This is a genomic window from Paraburkholderia sp. BCC1885, assembly GCF_900996235.1.
Lineage (GTDB): Bacteria > Pseudomonadota > Gammaproteobacteria > Burkholderiales > Burkholderiaceae > Paraburkholderia.
Window position 1 is genome coordinate 266,577 of record NZ_CAAJGM010000111.1, and the last position, 16,243, is coordinate 282,819.

13 protein-coding genes are annotated in these 16,243 nt (G+C 64.2%); 1 reads left to right on the forward strand and 12 read right to left on the reverse strand.

Annotated features, from left to right (window positions below):
- Nucleotides 1-27 precede the first annotated feature (27 nt).
- From FQ755_RS10205 to FQ755_RS10215, 3 genes are all read right to left on the reverse strand, one after another.
- Complete coding sequence (locus FQ755_RS10205) at nucleotides 28-363, reverse strand: hypothetical protein (RefSeq protein ID WP_144153689.1); 336 nt, start codon at nucleotides 361-363, stop codon at nucleotides 28-30.
- A 111-nt stretch (nucleotides 364-474) separates the two neighbouring features.
- On the reverse strand, nucleotides 475-3,330 hold the full coding sequence (gene ligD / locus FQ755_RS10210) for a DNA ligase D (protein WP_144153691.1): 2,856 nt from the start codon (nucleotides 3,328-3,330) through the stop codon (nucleotides 475-477).
- Nucleotides 3,331-3,351: 21 nt separating this feature from the next.
- A complete protein-coding gene (locus tag FQ755_RS10215; RefSeq protein WP_144153693.1) occupies nucleotides 3,352-4,356 on the reverse strand; it encodes a Ku protein in 1,005 nt (334 codons plus the stop codon).
- A gap of 253 nt (nucleotides 4,357-4,609) precedes the next feature.
- Between FQ755_RS10215 and serB the strand changes: the two genes are divergently transcribed.
- Nucleotides 4,610-5,449, forward strand: a complete 840-nt coding sequence (serB, locus tag FQ755_RS10220) for a phosphoserine phosphatase SerB (RefSeq protein WP_144153695.1) — start codon at nucleotides 4,610-4,612, stop codon at nucleotides 5,447-5,449.
- A gap of 109 nt (nucleotides 5,450-5,558) precedes the next feature.
- Here serB and FQ755_RS10225 read toward each other — a convergent pair whose 3' ends face one another.
- From FQ755_RS10225 to phaC, 9 genes are all read right to left on the reverse strand, one after another.
- Nucleotides 5,559-6,752 carry a cystathionine beta-lyase gene (locus tag FQ755_RS10225; RefSeq protein ID WP_144153697.1) on the reverse strand — a complete coding sequence of 398 codons (1,194 nt, stop codon included), beginning with the start codon at nucleotides 6,750-6,752 and terminating at the stop codon, nucleotides 5,559-5,561.
- 48 nt (nucleotides 6,753-6,800) lie between these two features.
- A complete protein-coding gene (locus FQ755_RS10230) occupies nucleotides 6,801-7,427 on the reverse strand; it encodes a hypothetical protein (RefSeq protein ID WP_144153699.1) in 627 nt (208 codons plus the stop codon).
- 54 nt (nucleotides 7,428-7,481) lie between these two features.
- Entirely contained in the window at nucleotides 7,482-8,666 is a 1,185-nt protein-coding gene (bktB, locus tag FQ755_RS10235; protein ID WP_144153701.1) for a beta-ketothiolase BktB, read from the reverse strand.
- A 19-nt stretch (nucleotides 8,667-8,685) separates the two neighbouring features.
- Nucleotides 8,686-9,624: a sugar kinase gene (locus FQ755_RS10240; protein WP_144153703.1), complete on the reverse strand. Its 939-nt coding sequence runs from the start codon at nucleotides 9,622-9,624 to the stop codon at nucleotides 8,686-8,688.
- Between the two features lie 3 nt (nucleotides 9,625-9,627).
- On the reverse strand, nucleotides 9,628-11,028 hold the full coding sequence (gene rimO / locus FQ755_RS10245) for a 30S ribosomal protein S12 methylthiotransferase RimO (protein ID WP_144153705.1): 1,401 nt from the start codon (nucleotides 11,026-11,028) through the stop codon (nucleotides 9,628-9,630).
- A 225-nt stretch (nucleotides 11,029-11,253) separates the two neighbouring features.
- Entirely contained in the window at nucleotides 11,254-11,832 is a 579-nt protein-coding gene (gene phaR, locus FQ755_RS10250) for a polyhydroxyalkanoate synthesis repressor PhaR (protein ID WP_144153707.1), read from the reverse strand.
- A 140-nt stretch (nucleotides 11,833-11,972) separates the two neighbouring features.
- Nucleotides 11,973-12,713 (reverse strand): 3-ketoacyl-ACP reductase, encoded by a 741-nt coding sequence (locus tag FQ755_RS10255; protein ID WP_144153709.1) that lies wholly within the window; start codon nucleotides 12,711-12,713, stop codon nucleotides 11,973-11,975.
- 189 nt (nucleotides 12,714-12,902) lie between these two features.
- Nucleotides 12,903-14,084: an acetyl-CoA C-acetyltransferase gene (locus FQ755_RS10260; RefSeq protein WP_144153711.1), complete on the reverse strand. Its 1,182-nt coding sequence runs from the start codon at nucleotides 14,082-14,084 to the stop codon at nucleotides 12,903-12,905.
- A gap of 133 nt (nucleotides 14,085-14,217) precedes the next feature.
- On the reverse strand, nucleotides 14,218-16,098 hold the full coding sequence (gene phaC / locus FQ755_RS10265) for a class I poly(R)-hydroxyalkanoic acid synthase (protein ID WP_144153713.1): 1,881 nt from the start codon (nucleotides 16,096-16,098) through the stop codon (nucleotides 14,218-14,220).
- Nucleotides 16,099-16,243 lie beyond the last annotated feature (145 nt).

The window sequence follows — 16,243 nt, forward strand, 5'->3', positions numbered from 1 at the left end:
CCCACCGTGCCGAACTGCCGCGCGCCTTCAGTGCTTGCTACGTTTTTCCTGATGCGCCTTGGCGGCCCCTTCCGTCGCACTCGAATTCTCGTTGCTGTGCGCGTCGTTTTGCGTCTTCTGCTGATACTCGTCGCCGCCACGCCGGTCGGTGTCTTTCAACCCGCGCTGCACGTCGCGATGCGCCTGCTTACCGACGCCACGCGGCTCGTCCTCATGCTGCGACTCGGCGTTCTGGTCGGTTTCGTGCGGCAGCGGCGCGCCTTCGTCCTGCATCGAGCGCACGTCCTGCTTCGCGTGCGGGTCCGCCGTTTTGCCATGATCTTGCTGCTTGCCGCCCTGCGGGGTTTGATGTGATGTCTTCATTGCGTCCTCCTTCATCGAGTGCGTTTCCGGTGCACGCCGGTTGCATGGCTATTGCATGGCCATTGCCTAGCTACCGCATACCGGCATGCCTGCGAGACTCCATCCCTCTGTTCATCCGCCGTCCGCGCCATCCAGACGCTTCTTCATTGCCGCCGTGATGCGTTGCCGCGTCTTCGCGTAACCGTCCCACGGATCCTCATGCAACGATTCGAGCCGTTCGTGCAGATTGGCGACGGTCCATTGATCCCCTGCCGTGGTACTTTCGAGTTCGTCCCACGCGATAGGCACCGACACCCCGAGCCCCGGCCGCGCTCGCGCGGAGAAAGCGGCCACCGTGCTGGAGCCGCGGTTGTTGCGCAGGTAATCCACGAAGATTTTGCGTTTGCGGTTCTGTGGGCCCATCTTCGCGGCGAAATGCTTGGGCAGGGTCGCCGCCATGTGTTGCGCGACGGCCTGCGAAAATGCCTTCACCTCGTCCCAGCCTGCATGCTTCGCGAGCGGCACCACCACGTGCAGTCCCTTGCCGCCGCTCGTCTTGCAGAACGATACGAGGCCGAGTTCTTCGAGCAGCGTGCGGGTGAGGTGCGCGGCTTCGATCATCCTGTCCCAGCCGAGCGCCGGGTCGGGATCCAGATCGAACACCATGCGGTCGGGCTTTTCGATGTTCGAGGCGAGCGCGTTCCAGGTATGCAATTCGATCGTGCCCATCTGCGCCGCGCCGATCAGCGCCTTGAGCGATTCGATGGTGATGAGTGGCGGATGTCCGGCATCGAGTCCAGCATGCTGGGTGACATTCGGAATCGACAGCTTCTGGCTGTGCTTCTGGAAAAACAGCTCGCCACCGACACCCTCGGGCGCCCTCACCAGGGACACGGGCCGGTCCTGCAAATGCGGCAGCAGCCATTTTTCAACTGATTCGTAGTACTTCACAAGATCGAGCTTGCGCGTGCCGGACGCCTTGTCGATGACACGGTCCGGATGCGAAATGCGCAGGCCGGCGACGGAATCGGTGGCGGCGGTTTTTTGGGCCGTGCTTTTGCGGGGGGTGCGCGCGGCTTTCGGTTCGGCCGTTGCCGCTTCGTCAGCCGGGGTATCTTTATTTGCGGAAGGCTTCGTCGCGCGGGCTTTGGCGGGTGCCTCGGGCGCGTGTTCATGGGAATGGGCTTGCACATCGGCTCCTTCGCGCGGCGTTTCCCTGACGATCTGCCGCGCCGGTTTATCGCTTCGCAGACTGATGAACGACGCCTGACGCACGATGCGCTCATCGGTCCATTCCGCGAAGTTGCATTCGCAAACGAGTTCGGGCTTGACCCAGTGAACCGGCGTGCGGCTGCGTTCGCGCGGCGCCGTGGCGAACGGCATGCGCGGCTGCTCGCGGGCGTCGAGTTCCTTTTTCACCGCACGCAGCAGCGCCGCGTCGAAACCGGTGCCGACCCGGCCGACATACTGCAGCTTGCCGTGAGCGTCATAGACACCCAGCAGCAATGCGCCAAACGCCGCGCGGCTCCCCGTCGGCTCCGTATAGCCGCCAATCACGAATTCCTGGCGGCGACGGCACTTGAGTTTGATCCATGCCGTGCTGCGCCCTGATGTGTAGCCGCTGTCGCGCCGCTTGCCGATGATCCCTTCGAGCGCCATATCGCAGGCACTCCTTAGCAGATCGTCGGCGCTGAAGGCGAAGTCTTCCGAATAGCGCAGCACACGATTGTCCGTCCCTTCGAGCAACGCATGCAGGATGGCGCGGCGCTGCACCAACGGCACGTCGCGCAGGTCATAGCCGTTGAGATACGGCAGGTCGAACAGATAGATCACGATGTCCTGCGGCCGGTTGGCATCGAAGGCGTTTTGCAGCGCCTGAAAGTTCGGCACGTCGTTGTGATCGAGCACGACCGCTTCGCCGTCGAGCCAGGCGGTCTCAATGTCGAGCTGCGCCAGCGCGCCGACCTGCTTGCTGAATTTCGCGGACCAGTCGTTGCCGGCGCGGGTGTAGACCTGAACCGGGTTTTTCCCCGCACGATGATCGATGCGCACGAGCACGCGATAACCATCGAACTTGATCTCATACGACCATTCGTCGCCGGGCGGCGCGGCGTCGACCAGTGTGGCGAGTTCGGGCTTGAACGTGGCGGGCAAGGCCGCTTTCCTGGCGCCCTCGATGGACGGCGACGCGGCCAGTTCACGCAGCGACCCGCTGCTACGGCTGGCGACGATGTCAGGTCTCGGTGCTGCCGACGCGGCGCCTCGGGCGCGGGTTGGCGCTTTCGACGCCGTGGCCCTGGATGGCGCGCCTTTCAGCGTCGCGCTCTTCGTGGGTGCGCCCTTCGGCTTCGCCGCTTTCGCGGCAGCGCCCTTGCCTGCCCCGCCTCCCGCAGTCCCACCATCGAGCACGCTGCCGGGCCGCTTCTTGAGCACGTCGAAATCGGCCTCGCTGCGTGCCGCCTCGTCACGTTCCTTGATCAGCAGCCACTGCTCCTTGTCGCCGCTGCCGCGCATGTGGCTGCGTACCAGCATCCAGCCGCCGTGCAGTTTGTCGCCGTCCAGCGTGAATTTGAGCTTGCCCGCCCGATACGCCTCTTCTGCATGGGCGACACCGCCCTCCGGCTGCCACGTGCCGCGATCCCACACGATCACCGACCCGGCGCCGTAGTGGCCAGGCGGAATGTCGCCTTCGAACGAGCCATATTCGAGCGGATGATCTTCGACATGCACCGCGAGCCGCTTCACCGATGGGTCCAGACTCGGTCCCTTCGGCACTGCCCATGATTTCAGCGTGCCGTCGAGTTCAAGGCGGAAGTCGTAGTGCAAGCGCCGCGCGTCATGTTCCTGGATCACGTAAGAGAGCGGATGGCCGGTCTTGCGGGACGGCGCCTTGCCACCGGCGGCCTTGCGCGAAGGCTTACCCGATGGCTCGGGCGTCTCGTCGAAGCGGCGCTTGCGGTGATAGGGGCCGAGCCGGTCGTCGCTCATGGTGAGGGCCTTTGCGCGTCTTTAGGCAGCACTGCGCTTGCGGTGCGGCGTGTCCTTGGCGGCGCCTAGCTTGCGCGAGGCCGCCGCGCGCGTGCCAGTGCCGGCGGCGGACGCGCGGCGCGGCGTGGCCGTCTTACGGCGCGGTGTGGGCGCTGGCTCTTCCGTGTCGTCGGCATCGTCCGCGTCGTCGCCGTTCTGCGCGGCACGGCCGCGCGCCGCCGGTTTGCCTTTGCCGCGTCCAAGACTGCGTTTGAGCAAATCGGACAGATCCAGAATCTCCGCGGACTGGCGCGGCTCGTGAGCCGCTTCGACGTCCGTCACTTCCTCCGTCTTGCCCGCGCGGATCTTGCGGTCCACCAGCGCCAGGATGTCGTCGTGGAAGGTGTCGCGATAGGCCGACGGGTCCCAATGCTCGCTCATGTCGTCGATCAGCTTTTTGGCCATGTCGAGTTCGCGCGGTGTCACGCCCGCCTTCTTCGGATCCTCCGACGGCAACTTCAGCTCGCCGTAGTCGCGTACTTCGCCGGCCCAGCGCAACGTGTTGAGCGCGAGCACCGGCCCGACCGGGATGAGCGCGGCCAGATGCTGCTTGTTGTGCAGCACCACGCTGGCGACACCGATCTTCCCCGATGCCTTCAGCGCCTCACGCAACAGCGCGTAGACCTTGTCGCCCTTGCGATCCGGCGCCAGGAAATACGGGGTGTCGAGATAGAGAAACGAGATTTCGGGCGCTTCGACGAAGGCCAGAATGTCGACGGTCTGCGTCGACTCGGGATTCGCCGAGCGGATTTCGTCATCGGAAAGGACAACGTACTTGTCTTTCTCGTATTCGAAACCGCGCACGATGTTGTCGCGCGTGACTTCCTTGCCGGTGCGCTTATTGATCTGCCGATAGCCGATCGGATCGATCGAGCGCTTGTCGAGCAGATTGAAGCCGACCTTCTCGGACTGCGTAGCCGGATACAGTTGCACCGGTACGTGCACGAGGCCGAAGCTGATTGCGCCTTTCCAGATCATGTGTGACATCGTGCACTCCTAAAGGCCGGAACCTTGGCGACGCATCAAGCGTGCCACGGTGCAGCGGGCCGCGCGGCGGGCGCGGCGGGGTTGCTGCCGGCCAGCGCGTACACGATGTGCTCTGTAACTCTTGCGCCGTATCGGCAAAAGCTACGGCCGGACGGCGCGTCGATGAGCGCCCGCGGCCCGCCGGACGCCGCGCGCCGACCCGTTACAATAGCGGGATTTTCCGCGCGCGCCGCGCGCCTTTTCCTGCGACGTCATGAATCTCGTCATCCAAAGCCCCGCGCCCCTGTCCGCCGACCACCATAAGACGCTCGTCGCGCTCGCGCGTGGCTCGCGCGCCGCCGTCATCGACGCCCACGCGATCCGCATTGCCGATGCAAGCCCCGCCCAGCGCGCCGATCTGGACGTCTACTGCGGCACGCACGCGCTGGATTACGCGTTTGTCGAACCGGGCCGGCAGCTGCGCGACTTTGGGCTGGTCGCCATGGACATGGACTCGACGCTGATCACTATCGAGTGCATCGACGAAATCGCCGATTTCTGCGGTCTGAAGGCCGAGGTTGCGGCGATCACCGAAGCGTCCATGCGCGGCGAAATCAAGGATTTCAACGAAAGCCTTATTCGCCGCGTGGCGCTGCTCAAGGGCCTCGATGCAAGCGCGCTGGAACGGGTATATGAGGAACGGCTGCGTCTGTCGCCGGGTGCGGAACAGATGCTGGCAGGAGCCAAGGCAGCGGGACTGAAAACCTTGCTGGTTTCCGGCGGCTTCACGTTCTTCACGGAGAAACTGAAAAGCCGCCTGGGGCTGGATTTCACGCGAGCCAACACGCTCGAAATCGTCGACGGCAAGCTGACCGGACAGGTGACGGGCGAGATCGTCAACGCGGACGTCAAGGCTCGCACGCTGCGCGAGACCTGCGCGCAACTCGGCATCGAGCCCGGCCGCGCGATTGCGATGGGCGATGGCTCCAACGACCTGAAGATGATGGCCGAGGCCGGCTTATCCGTGGCGTTTCGTGCGAAGCCGGTGGTGCGCGAGGCTGCCAGCGTCGCGTTTAACTATGTTGGTTTGGAAGGCTTGCTGCGGTTGTTTTGAATCAGGTTAGCCATCGGCAAAATCCCAAGCCCATCGAAACCATGTCCGATGGGCTTATCGCAATCGCAAAGTCTCGCAGCGCCGCAGGTGCAAGCTACGACGGCGCCGTTCACGCTGCCGAAGCCAGCTTCGCCAATCCCTGTTCCATATCCGCGCGCAAGTCGTCCTCTTCTTCAAGGCCGATATAAAAGCGCACCAGCGTGCCGCGATGCGGCCACTGCGCAGCGGTACGCATCGACGCGATGTCGTATGGCACCACCAGACTCTGAGCCCCGCCCCAACTCCAGCCGATCGAAAACAGCGCGAGCGCCTCGCAGAACGTATCGACCTGGGCCGGCGTGTAACGGCCGTCGAACACCACCGAAAACAGCCCGCCCGCCCCCGTAAAATCACGCTCGAAGAATTCATGCCCCGGACAGTCGGGCAACGCGGGATGCAGCACCGTGGCGATTTCCGGCCGCGTCTTTAGCCACTTTGCCAGCGCGAGCGCGCTGCGGTCGTGCTGGGCAAAGCGCACCTGCATGCTCGGCAGGCTGCGCAGGATCAGCGAGCAGTCGTCCGACGAAACGCCGATGCCCATGCGCATGCGCGCCGATTTCAGCTTCAGATGCAGTTCACGGTCGACGGTGATGGTCGCGCCCATCAGCACGTCGCCGCCGCCCGACTGGTATTTGGTCAGCGCCTGCAGCGAAATATCGACGCCATGTTCGAACGGACGGAATGCGAGCCCGGCGGACCAGGTGTTATCGATGGCCGTGACCACGTTGCGCGCGCGCGCGGCTGTGGTGATCGCGCGCACGTCGGGCACTTCCATCGTCACCGAACCGGGCGCTTCGAGCCAGATCAGGCGTGTATTCGGCTGGATCAGCTCGGCGATCCCCGCGCCGATCATCGGCTCGTAATAGCGCGCGGTGACGCCGAAGTCTCTTGCGAGCCAGTCGCCGAATTCGCGGTTCGGCGAATAAACGTTGTCCGGAATCAGGACGTCGTCACCCGCTTTGACAAGACCAAAGTAGACATTGGAAATCGCCGATAAACCCGACGGCTGCAACAAGGCATGATTGCCGCCCTCGATCACTGCCAGCCGCTGCGCCAGCGCCAGCGAGGTCGGCGTGGCATGCAGGCCATAGCGCCATTGGCCGTCGTTGCGCCAGTCGCACGCGCGCATCGCGGCGAGATCGGGAAACACTACCGTCGACGCCCGCGTAACCGGCACGGTGAACGCCTCGAAGCCCGGCGTGATCTGGTCTTCAGGGCGCACGATGCGGGTTTGCAGGCCGCGTGTGGATCTGGATTGAGTCATGGTGATTTTGCGTAAAACCAAAGAGCCGAGAACGCGCGAAACCCGCGCTTACTCGCCAGTCGTGAGGTTATTCACCCCGTTTACCGTGTTCGCACCGCTGGCTGCCGCGGCGGCGGGAGCCGCCGGACGGGTCGCCCCGGCCGCGGGCGGCTGAACCGCAGCGGTGGGCGCAGGCACCGGTTGTCCGGCTGCCAGCGCTTTCAGGTCGAACGGTTGCGGATCCGAGTCGTCGACGTTCATGCGGTCGCCAGCCAGGGTTCCGTCGGCGGCAAACTTGCCGACCCAGTTGCCGGTGATGTGCGTGCCGTCGTTCGATTCTTCCACTTCGAGCGTGTCGCCGTCACGGTCGCCCGCGATCAGGATCACTTCGCCCGTATCGGTGTACTGATACTCGCCGTGCACGCCGGATGGGTCATCGGTCTTGGGCCCAAGCCTCAAGACGATCTGACGCGTGCCGAGCGTGCCGGCGTAGCGCGGAAACTTTGCAAACTCCGGGCTCGGCTTGAGCGGCAACTGAATAGGAGGCGGCGCGGCCAGTTCCTTGACCGCGTCGCTTTGCGCCCACGCCTGTCCGGGCAGCAAGGCGCCCGCCGCAGCCATCAGCAGCACCGCCGCGGCGCCGTGGCGCCAGCCGCGCCCGCGCGCGACGCACCCGATTGATTTCGATTCCGACATCCGTTCCTTCCTGTTCTTGCCTGCTTGCTTACGATAAGGCTCGAGCGCCCCGTATCAGATCCGCTCGAAAATCGCCGCGATGCCCTGGCCGCCGCCGATGCACATCGTCACGAGCGCATAACGCCCGCCAATGCGCTGCAGTTCGTACAACGCCTTCACGGTGATCAATGCGCCGGTCGCGCCGATCGGGTGGCCGAGCGAAATGCCGGAGCCGTTCGGGTTGACCTTGGCGGGATCGAGCCCGAGTTCCTTGCTGACCGCACACGCCTGGGCGGCAAACGCTTCGTTTGCTTCGATGACGTCGAGGTCGGCGACCGTCAGGCCGGCCCGTTCCAGCGCCTTGCGCGTGGCCGGCACCGGGCCGATGCCCATGTAAGCCGGATCGACGCCCGCGTGGGCGTAGGCGACAAGCCGCGCGAGCGGCTTCACGCCGCGCCGTTCCGCGACGCTGCGCTCCATCAGCACGACGGCGGCCGCTGCATCGTTGATGCCGGACGCGTTGCCGGCCGTCACCGAGCCGTTTTCTTTGGCGAACACCGGCTTTAACTTCGAGAAGTCTTCCGCCGACGCATTCAGCCGCACGTGTTCGTCCTGCTCGAACACGATGTCACCTTTTTTCGATGAGATCGTGACCGGCAGAATCTGTTCCTTGAAATAACCGCCGGCGATTGCGCGGGCCGCCCGGCGGTGCGATTCGAGCGCGAGCGCGTCTTGCGCCTCGCGCGAGATGTCGTATTTGCGCGCGACGTTCTCAGCTGTCACGCCCATGTGAATGCCCTGGAACGGGTCCTGCAACGCGCCGAGCATCATGTCGACGAGCCGCGCGTCGCCCATGCGCTGACCGAAGCGCGCCGCCGGCATCACGTAGGGCGCGCGGCTCATGCTTTCCGCGCCGCCGCCGATCGCGATGTCCGCGTCGCCGAGCATGACGCTCTGCGCGGCTGACACGATGGCCTGCAAGCCGGAGCCGCACAGGCGGTTCACGGTGAGCGCGGGCGCGTGTTGCGCGACGCCGCCGTTCAACGCCGCCACGCGGGCCAGATACATGTCTTTGGCTTCGGTATGGACCACGTTGCCGAACACGACATGGCCGACTTCGTCGCCCGGCACCTTGGCCCGCGACAGCACCTCACGCACCACGCGTGCGCCGAGATCGGTCGGCGAGAAGTCCTTCAGGCTGCCGCCAAAGTCGCCAATCGCTGTACGCACGCCGCTTACCACCACTACATCCCGCTGCATGGCCCGCTCCTCCTGCTCTTTAGACCGCTCCGGCAGCCAGCGCCTTCTCGACCGCGTGGCGGTCGGGAATCGGCGCCACTGCCCCGAAACCTTGCGTGGATAACGCCGCGGCCGCGTTCGCATAACGCGCCGCCGCAAACGGGTCGTCGCCCGCCACGATGCGGGCAATGAACGCGCCGCCGAAGCAATCGCCGGCGCCGGTGGCGTCCACCGCATTGACGGCGTGCCCCGGCACCATCCGGCGCTCATGGGCCGTGGCAACATACGCGCCTTGCTGACCGAGCTTGAGCGCGACGACGCCGGGTCCCAGCGCCAACAGGTAATCGACGATCTCGTCGCGGCCCGTGAGCCCGGTGAGGACGGTGACGTCGTCCCAGCTCGGCAGGCAGATGTCGCTATAGCGAATCGCTTCGACCATCACCGCGCGCGCCCTCGCGAGCGGCCACAGTTTGAGGCGCAGATTGGTGTCGAAACTCACCCGGGTGCCGTTGGCACGCGCGTGGCCGATTGCCGCGAGCGCCGCGTCGCACGCGCTCACGCTGATGGCGAGGCTGATGCCGGACAGATGCAGCACCTGGGCGGCGGCAATCGCCTCGAGCGGCAGGTCGCGCGGCGCGTAATGGCTGGCAGCCGAGCCGGCGCGCAGATAGTCGAACTGATGGCCTTGCGCGCCGTGCGAGACGAAATAGACGCCGGTGGGCGCGTGGCTGTCGACCTTGATCGTCGACGTCTCCACCGATTCGCATTGCCACAGATCGAGCAACAGACGCCCGAAATGATCGTCGCCGACGGCCGACACATAACCCGCGGTGGCGCCCTGCCGGGCCGCCGCGACGCAGAAGTTCGAGGTGTCGCCGCCGAAACCCTGCAGATACTCCGGGCGGTCTTTCGACGCCTGGTTGAATTCGACCATCGCCTCGCCGAGCGCGAGGATAGCCGGGCTCGCCGCCGTCGACATGGCTTACACCTCGCCCCACAGATCGTGGCCGTCCGCGCCGGAGATCTTCACCGACACGAAGTCGCCGACCTTGTAGCGCTTCGACGCCTTGGTGGTGGGCGCGATGTAGACGACGCCGTCGATCTCCGGCGCATCCGCCGCCGTGCGGCCAATGCCGCCGTCGTCGTTGATTTCGTCGACCAGCACCTTGAGCGTCTTGCCGACCTTGCGCGCGATGCGTTTGGCGGACACTTCTTCGGCCACTTCCATGAAGCGGGCGCGGCGTTCTTCGCGCACTTCGTCGGGCAACGCGCCATCCAGTTCGTTGGCGGTGGCGCCCTCGACTGGCGAGTACGCGAAGCAGCCGACACGATCCAGTTCCGCCTCGCGGATGAAGTCGAGCAGCGTCTGGAAATGCTCTTCGGTCTCGCCGGGGAAGCCGGCGATGAACGTGCTGCGGATGGTCAGGTCCGGGCACATCTCGCGCCACGCGCGCACGCGCTCCAGCACTTTTTCCGCATTGGCCGGACGCTTCATGCGCTTCAGCACTTCCGGGTGCGCGTGCTGGAACGGCACGTCGAGATACGGCAGCACGTGTCCCTTGAACGGCCCTTCGGCCATCATCGGAATCACTTCGTCGACGCTCGGGTACGGATACACGTAATGCAGACGCACCCACGCGCCGTATTGCGCCGCCAGTTCGCCGAGCGCGCCGACCAGATCCGTCATGCGTGTCTTGATCGGCTTGCCGTTCCAGAAACCGGTACGGTACTTGACGTCCACGCCGTATGCGCTGGTGTCCTGCGAAATCACCAGCAATTCCTTCACGCCGGATTTGAACAGGTTCTCCGCTTCGAGCATCACGTCCGCGACCGGACGCGAGACCAGATCGCCGCGCATGGACGGGATGATGCAGAACGTGCAGCGGTGGTTGCAGCCTTCGGAAATTTTCAGATACGCATAGTGACGCGGCGTGAGCTTCACACCGGCAGCGGGCACCAGATCGACGAACGGATCGTGCGGCTTCGGCAGATGCATATGCACGTGCTGCATGACCTCGCCGAGCGCGTGCGGACCGGTCACGGCCAGCACCTTGGGATGCACTTCCTCGATCAGGCCCGAACCGCTCGCGCTCTTCTTCGCGCCGAGGCAACCGGTGACGATCACCTTGCCGTTTTCGGTGAGGGCTTCACCGATCGCGTCGAGGCTTTCCTGCACGGCTTCGTCGATAAAGCCGCAGGTGTTGACGACCACGAGGTCCGCACCGTCATAGGTGCCGGAGATTTCGTAACCTTCCGCGCGCAGTTGCGTGATGATCTGTTCGGAATCGACCAGGGCTTTAGGGCAGCCGAGGGAGACGAAGCCGACCTTCGGCGCAATCGGCAAGGAAGACGTGGGCGCGGCGGAAACTGGGATCTGCGGCATAAGAATAGTGGTCCAGCGAAGAAAAGCGACGACAGTGGCGCCGAAGATGGCAAAAGCCGTGGCAAAAAACGGTGACGAAGCCCAATCACGCCTCGCGCACGCAACCCGCTATTGTACCGCGCCATGGGCGTATCCCGCCCGACATAGCCACACGGCCATGCCTCCCGCCCACCTCGCCAGTTGATCCCGCGCCGGGCAACCCCGGCCAGGCTGCCGCATCGCCCTTTACTTCTTCTCCGGCTCCGGATTGCCCTGCGGATTGGCGGGCGTGAACGGAAACGTGCTGAACATCGACTTCGCCTGGTTCTGCATCTGCTCCTGCATCTGCACGAACATGTTCTTCGACTGCTCGATATAGCTCGTCATCATGCCTTGCATCATCGGCGCCTGCATGTTCATGAACTGCGACCAGACCTCGGGGTTCATGGCCTTGCCTTCATACAGGTTCTTCGACTGGTCGGCGAGCTTGGCCTGAATGTCGATGAACGCCTGGATGTTCTTTTCCAGATACGTGCCCATCATCCCCTGCATCGCATGCCCGTAGAAGCGGATGATCTGCGATAGCATCGACGACGAAAACATCGGCAAGCCGCCGCTTTCTTCTTCGAGGATGATCTGCAACAGGATGGCGCGCGTCAGGTCCTCGTTGCTCTTGGCGTCGATAACCTTGAAATCCTCCTGGTCCAGCACGAGCTGCTTGACGTCCGTCAGCGTGATGTACGTGCTTGTCTCGGTGTCATAGAGCCGACGGTTCGGATATTTCTTGATCAGTCGTTCGGCAGTTTTCTTTGTAGTAGTGGTCATTTAATGCCTTTGAGCGCCATTGAAGCGCAGAAACGGCGTCCTGCCGCACGCACAACCGGGCCACGATTGCAGGTACGAGACGCCGCCGGAAACACCTGAGCCTTGTAGCGCCCCGTCTCGCGACCGGGCGCTTCGCGGGCTCAGCCCATGTGCAGACCGCCATTCAGCGAGAAATCCGCCCCCGTCGAAAAACCCGACTCTTCCGATGCCAGCCACGCCACGATCGAGCCGATTTCGTCCGGCTGGCCGAGACGGCGCACCGGAATCGTCGCGACGATCTTTTCCAGCACGTCGGGACGGATCGACTTGACCATATCCGTGCCGATGTAGCCCGGCGACACGGTATTCACCGTCACGCCCTTGGTAGCGACTTCCTGGGCCAGCGACATCGTGAAACCGTGAATGCCCGCCTTGGCCGTCGAATAGTTGGTCTGCCCGAACTGGCCCTTTTGCCCGTTCACCGACGAGATGTTGATGACGCGCCCAAAGCCGCGCTCGACCATGCCGTCGATCACCTGCTTGGTGACGTTGAAGAGACTGGTCAGGTTGGTATCGATCACTGCCGTCCAGTCTTCGTGGGTCATCTTGCGGAATACGACGTCGCGCGTAATACCCGCATTGTTGACCAGCACGTCCACTTCGCCCACTTCGGCTTTCACCTTGTCGAACGCGGCGCGGGTCGATTCCCAGTCGCCCACGTTGCCTTCCGAGGCGATGAAATCGAACCCCAGCGCCTTTTGCTCTTCGAGCCACTTGGCGCGGCGCGGGGAGTTCGGGCCACAGCCGGCGACCACCTTGAAGCCTTCCTTGTGAAGACGCTGGCAAATGCTCGTGCCGATGCCGCCCATCCCGCCCGTTACATACGCAATTCGCTGTGCCATAAACCACACTCCGTTATCGTTTTTCCGAGGCGCCGACCGGCAGCCTCTTTCCTCGCCTGTCTTGCATCATCTCCGCTGCCGCCGGGCGACCGGCTGGCGAGGCACTACATCACACTCCACGCGTCGCTGCGATCCTGACCTACCCCTACCGCGGACAACGCGACGCGCGGCAATACTCTCCTGCTACGCTCAGGCGCGCTCGACCGCCAGCGCCACGCCCATGCCGCCGCCGATACACAGCGAGGCCAGGCCCTTTTTGGCGTCGCGCTTTTGCATTTCATGCAGCAACGTGACCAGAATCCGGGCGCCGGACGCGCCGATCGGGTGGCCGATCGCAATGGCGCCGCCGTTCACGTTGACCTTCGACGTGTCCCAGCCCATCTGCTGATGCACGGCCAGCGCCTGCGCGGCGAACGCCTCGTTGATTTCCATCAGGTCGAGATCGGCCGGCGTCCAGCCCGCGCGCTCGAGGCAGCGGCGCGAAGCCGGCACCGGGCCCATACCCATCACTTTGGGATCCACGCCGGCATTGGCATAGGCCTTGATGCGCGCGAGCGGCTTGAGACCCAGCGCCTCGGCCTTCTTCGCCGACATCACGATCAGCGCGGCCGCGCCGTCGTTCAGACCCGACGCGTTCGCGGCGGTAACGGTGCCTTCCTTCGAAAAGGCCGGCTTCAGACCCGCCAGCGACTCCGCCGTGACGCCGTGGCGCACGAATTCGTCGGTGGCGAAGCGCAGCGGTTCGCCCTTGCGTTGCGGAATCTCGACCGGCACGATCTCGTCGTCGAAACGGCCTGCTTTCTGCGCGGCTTCGGCTTTTTGCTGCGACAGCGCGGCGAACGCGTCCTGCTGCTCGCGCGTGATGCCGTATTCCTTCGCGACGTTCTCGGCCGTCACGCCCATGTGGTACTGGTTGTAGACGTCCCACAGGCCGTCGACGATCATGCTGTCGACCAGCTTGGCGTCGCCCATGCGAAAGCCGTCACGTGAACCCGGCAGCACGTGCGGCGCCGCGCTCATGTTTTCCTGGCCGCCGGCCACCACGATGTCCGCGTCGCCGGCGATGATGGCGTTGGCCGCCAGCATCACGGCCTTCAGGCCCGAGCCGCACACCTTGTTGATCGTCATGCCGGGCACGGCCATCGGCAAGCCGGCCTTGATCAGCGCCTGGCGCGCCGGATTCTGGCCGGAACCTGCCGTCAGCACCTGGCCCATGATGACTTCGCTGACCTGCTCAGGCTTTACGCCCGCGCGCTCCAGCGCCGCGCGAATCACGATGGCGCCGAGATCGGGTGCGGCGGTTTTCGCCAGCGACCCACCGAATTTGCCCACTGCCGTACGCGCGGCCGATACGATCACTACATCAGTCATTTCAATTTCCTTCGGGCATCTCGGCCAGTTGCTCCGTCGCCCGTCAAGTTAAAAATCCATTCAGTTGCCCGGTATCGCCCATGCTGCCCGGCTATCGTGCCTCGCGCCGACCCCTTCAATCGCGTCAACCGTTTCAGTCGCGCTGCATCACGTAGCGGCCCGGCGCGGGCTCGATTGCGGGATACTCAGCCGAGCCCGCCGTCGCGCGCGCCTTGACCTTCTTGCCGCCGTATTGATCGAGCCAGCGGGTCCATTCGGGCCACCAACTGCCCGGCACTTCCGTCGCTGCTTCGAACCAGTCGTCCGCATCCGGCGGCAAGCTCTTGTCCTCGGTCTGCAGCACCCAATAATTACGCTTGTTTTTGGCAGGCGGATTGATCACCCCCGCGATATGCCCCGAAGCGCCGAGCACGAATTGCAGCGGTCCCTTCAATAACGGCACCGATGCATACGCCGTGCGCCACGGCACGATATGGTCCTCGCGCGAACCGTAGATGAAAGTGGGCACGTCGATCAGCGACAGATCCACTTTCTCACCGCACACGGTCAGGGCATCCGGTTCACGCAGAAGATTCTTCAGATACGTATTGCGCAGATACCACACGTACATCGGTCCGGGCAGGCTGGTCGAATCGCTGTTCCAGTAAAGCAGATCGAACGGCATCGGCGTGCGACCCTTTAGATAGTTGTCGACGACATAGTTCCACACCAGATCGTTCGGACGCAGGAACGAGAACGCGTTGGCGAACTCGACGCCGCGCATCAGACCCGGCTTGGTGCCGTTCTTACCGCCGATGGTCTGCTCGCGCATCTGCACATGCGCTTCGTCGACGAACACATCTAGCACGCCCGTGTCCGAGAAATCGAGCATGGCGGTGAGCAGCGTCATCGACGCAGCCGGATGTTCGCCGCGCGCCGCCGCAACCGCGAGCGCCGTGGCGAGCATGGTGCCGCCGACGCAAAAGCCGAGCGTGTTGATCTGCTCGCGGCCGCTGATCTTGCGCACCGTGTCGATGGCGGTGAGCACGCCCTCGTCGGTGTAGTCGTCCCACGTCTTATGGGCAATCGACACATCCGCATTGCGCCACGAAATCAGGAACACCTGATGCCCCGCATCGAGCCCATGCGCGACGAGCGAATTCTCCGGTTGCAGATCGAGAATGTAGAACTTGTTGATGCAAGGCGGCACGATCAGCAAGGGCCGCTCGCGCACGCTCGCCGTGCGCGGCTTGTACTGGATCAACTGGATCAGGTCGTTCTCGAACACGACCGAGCCTTCGGTGTTCGCGAGGTTCTTGCCGACCACGAAGCGCGACTCGTCGGTCTGCGAGATTTTGCCGCGCTGCAGGTCGCTCAGCAGATTCGTCACGCCCTGACGCAGACTCTCGCCGCGGCTTTCCAGCAAGGTCTTCTGCGCTTCCGGATTGAGCGCGAAATAGTTGCTCGGCGATGCCGCCGCGGTCCACTGCTGGACCGCGAAGCGAATCCGTTCGCGCACCTTCGGTTCGGTGTCGAGCGCTTCAACCAGTTCCTGCAGATAACGCGCGTTCAACAGATACCACGCGGCGGTAAATGCATATGCGGGCGTGGCGCTCCAGGCTTCCGCGCTGAAACGGCGATCCTTCAGTTCGGGGACCTTGGGCCTGGCGTCGGCCGCTTGCTGGATCAACTGCATCGCTTCGCGCGAATAATCAGCTTGCAGCTTCTGCAGACGCTCCGAGGGAATGGCCGCCGTGGGCACTTTCAGGCCGGCGAACGGCGCCATGCCGGCGGCTGCGTTGCTGAAATCGCCCATGCCGGGTATGCCTGGCATGGCCGGCATTGGCGGCATCTGGAACGCTGCGCCCGCAGCGGCGCCTGGGATGGTGCCTGACGCGGCAACCGAGCGCCACGCGTTAATCCAGGCGTCGAATAACTGCTGCGCTCCGGCGGGACCTGCACTGGCCTGCTGCTGGGTATGCTCCGTCGTGGAGTCGGTGCTTGAGGAAGTCGAGGAATGTTGCGCTGCTGCCATACCTGCTTTAGACCGGTGAGTCCTGACGGACGGTTGAGAGGCAGGTTCGACGCACGTGGGCGATTGCTCGCGACCTCGTCACGCCCTGTCCCGTGAGTGAGGAACATTCTTGCTCCCCATCGCAAGGCATGTCAATGCTTGTTCC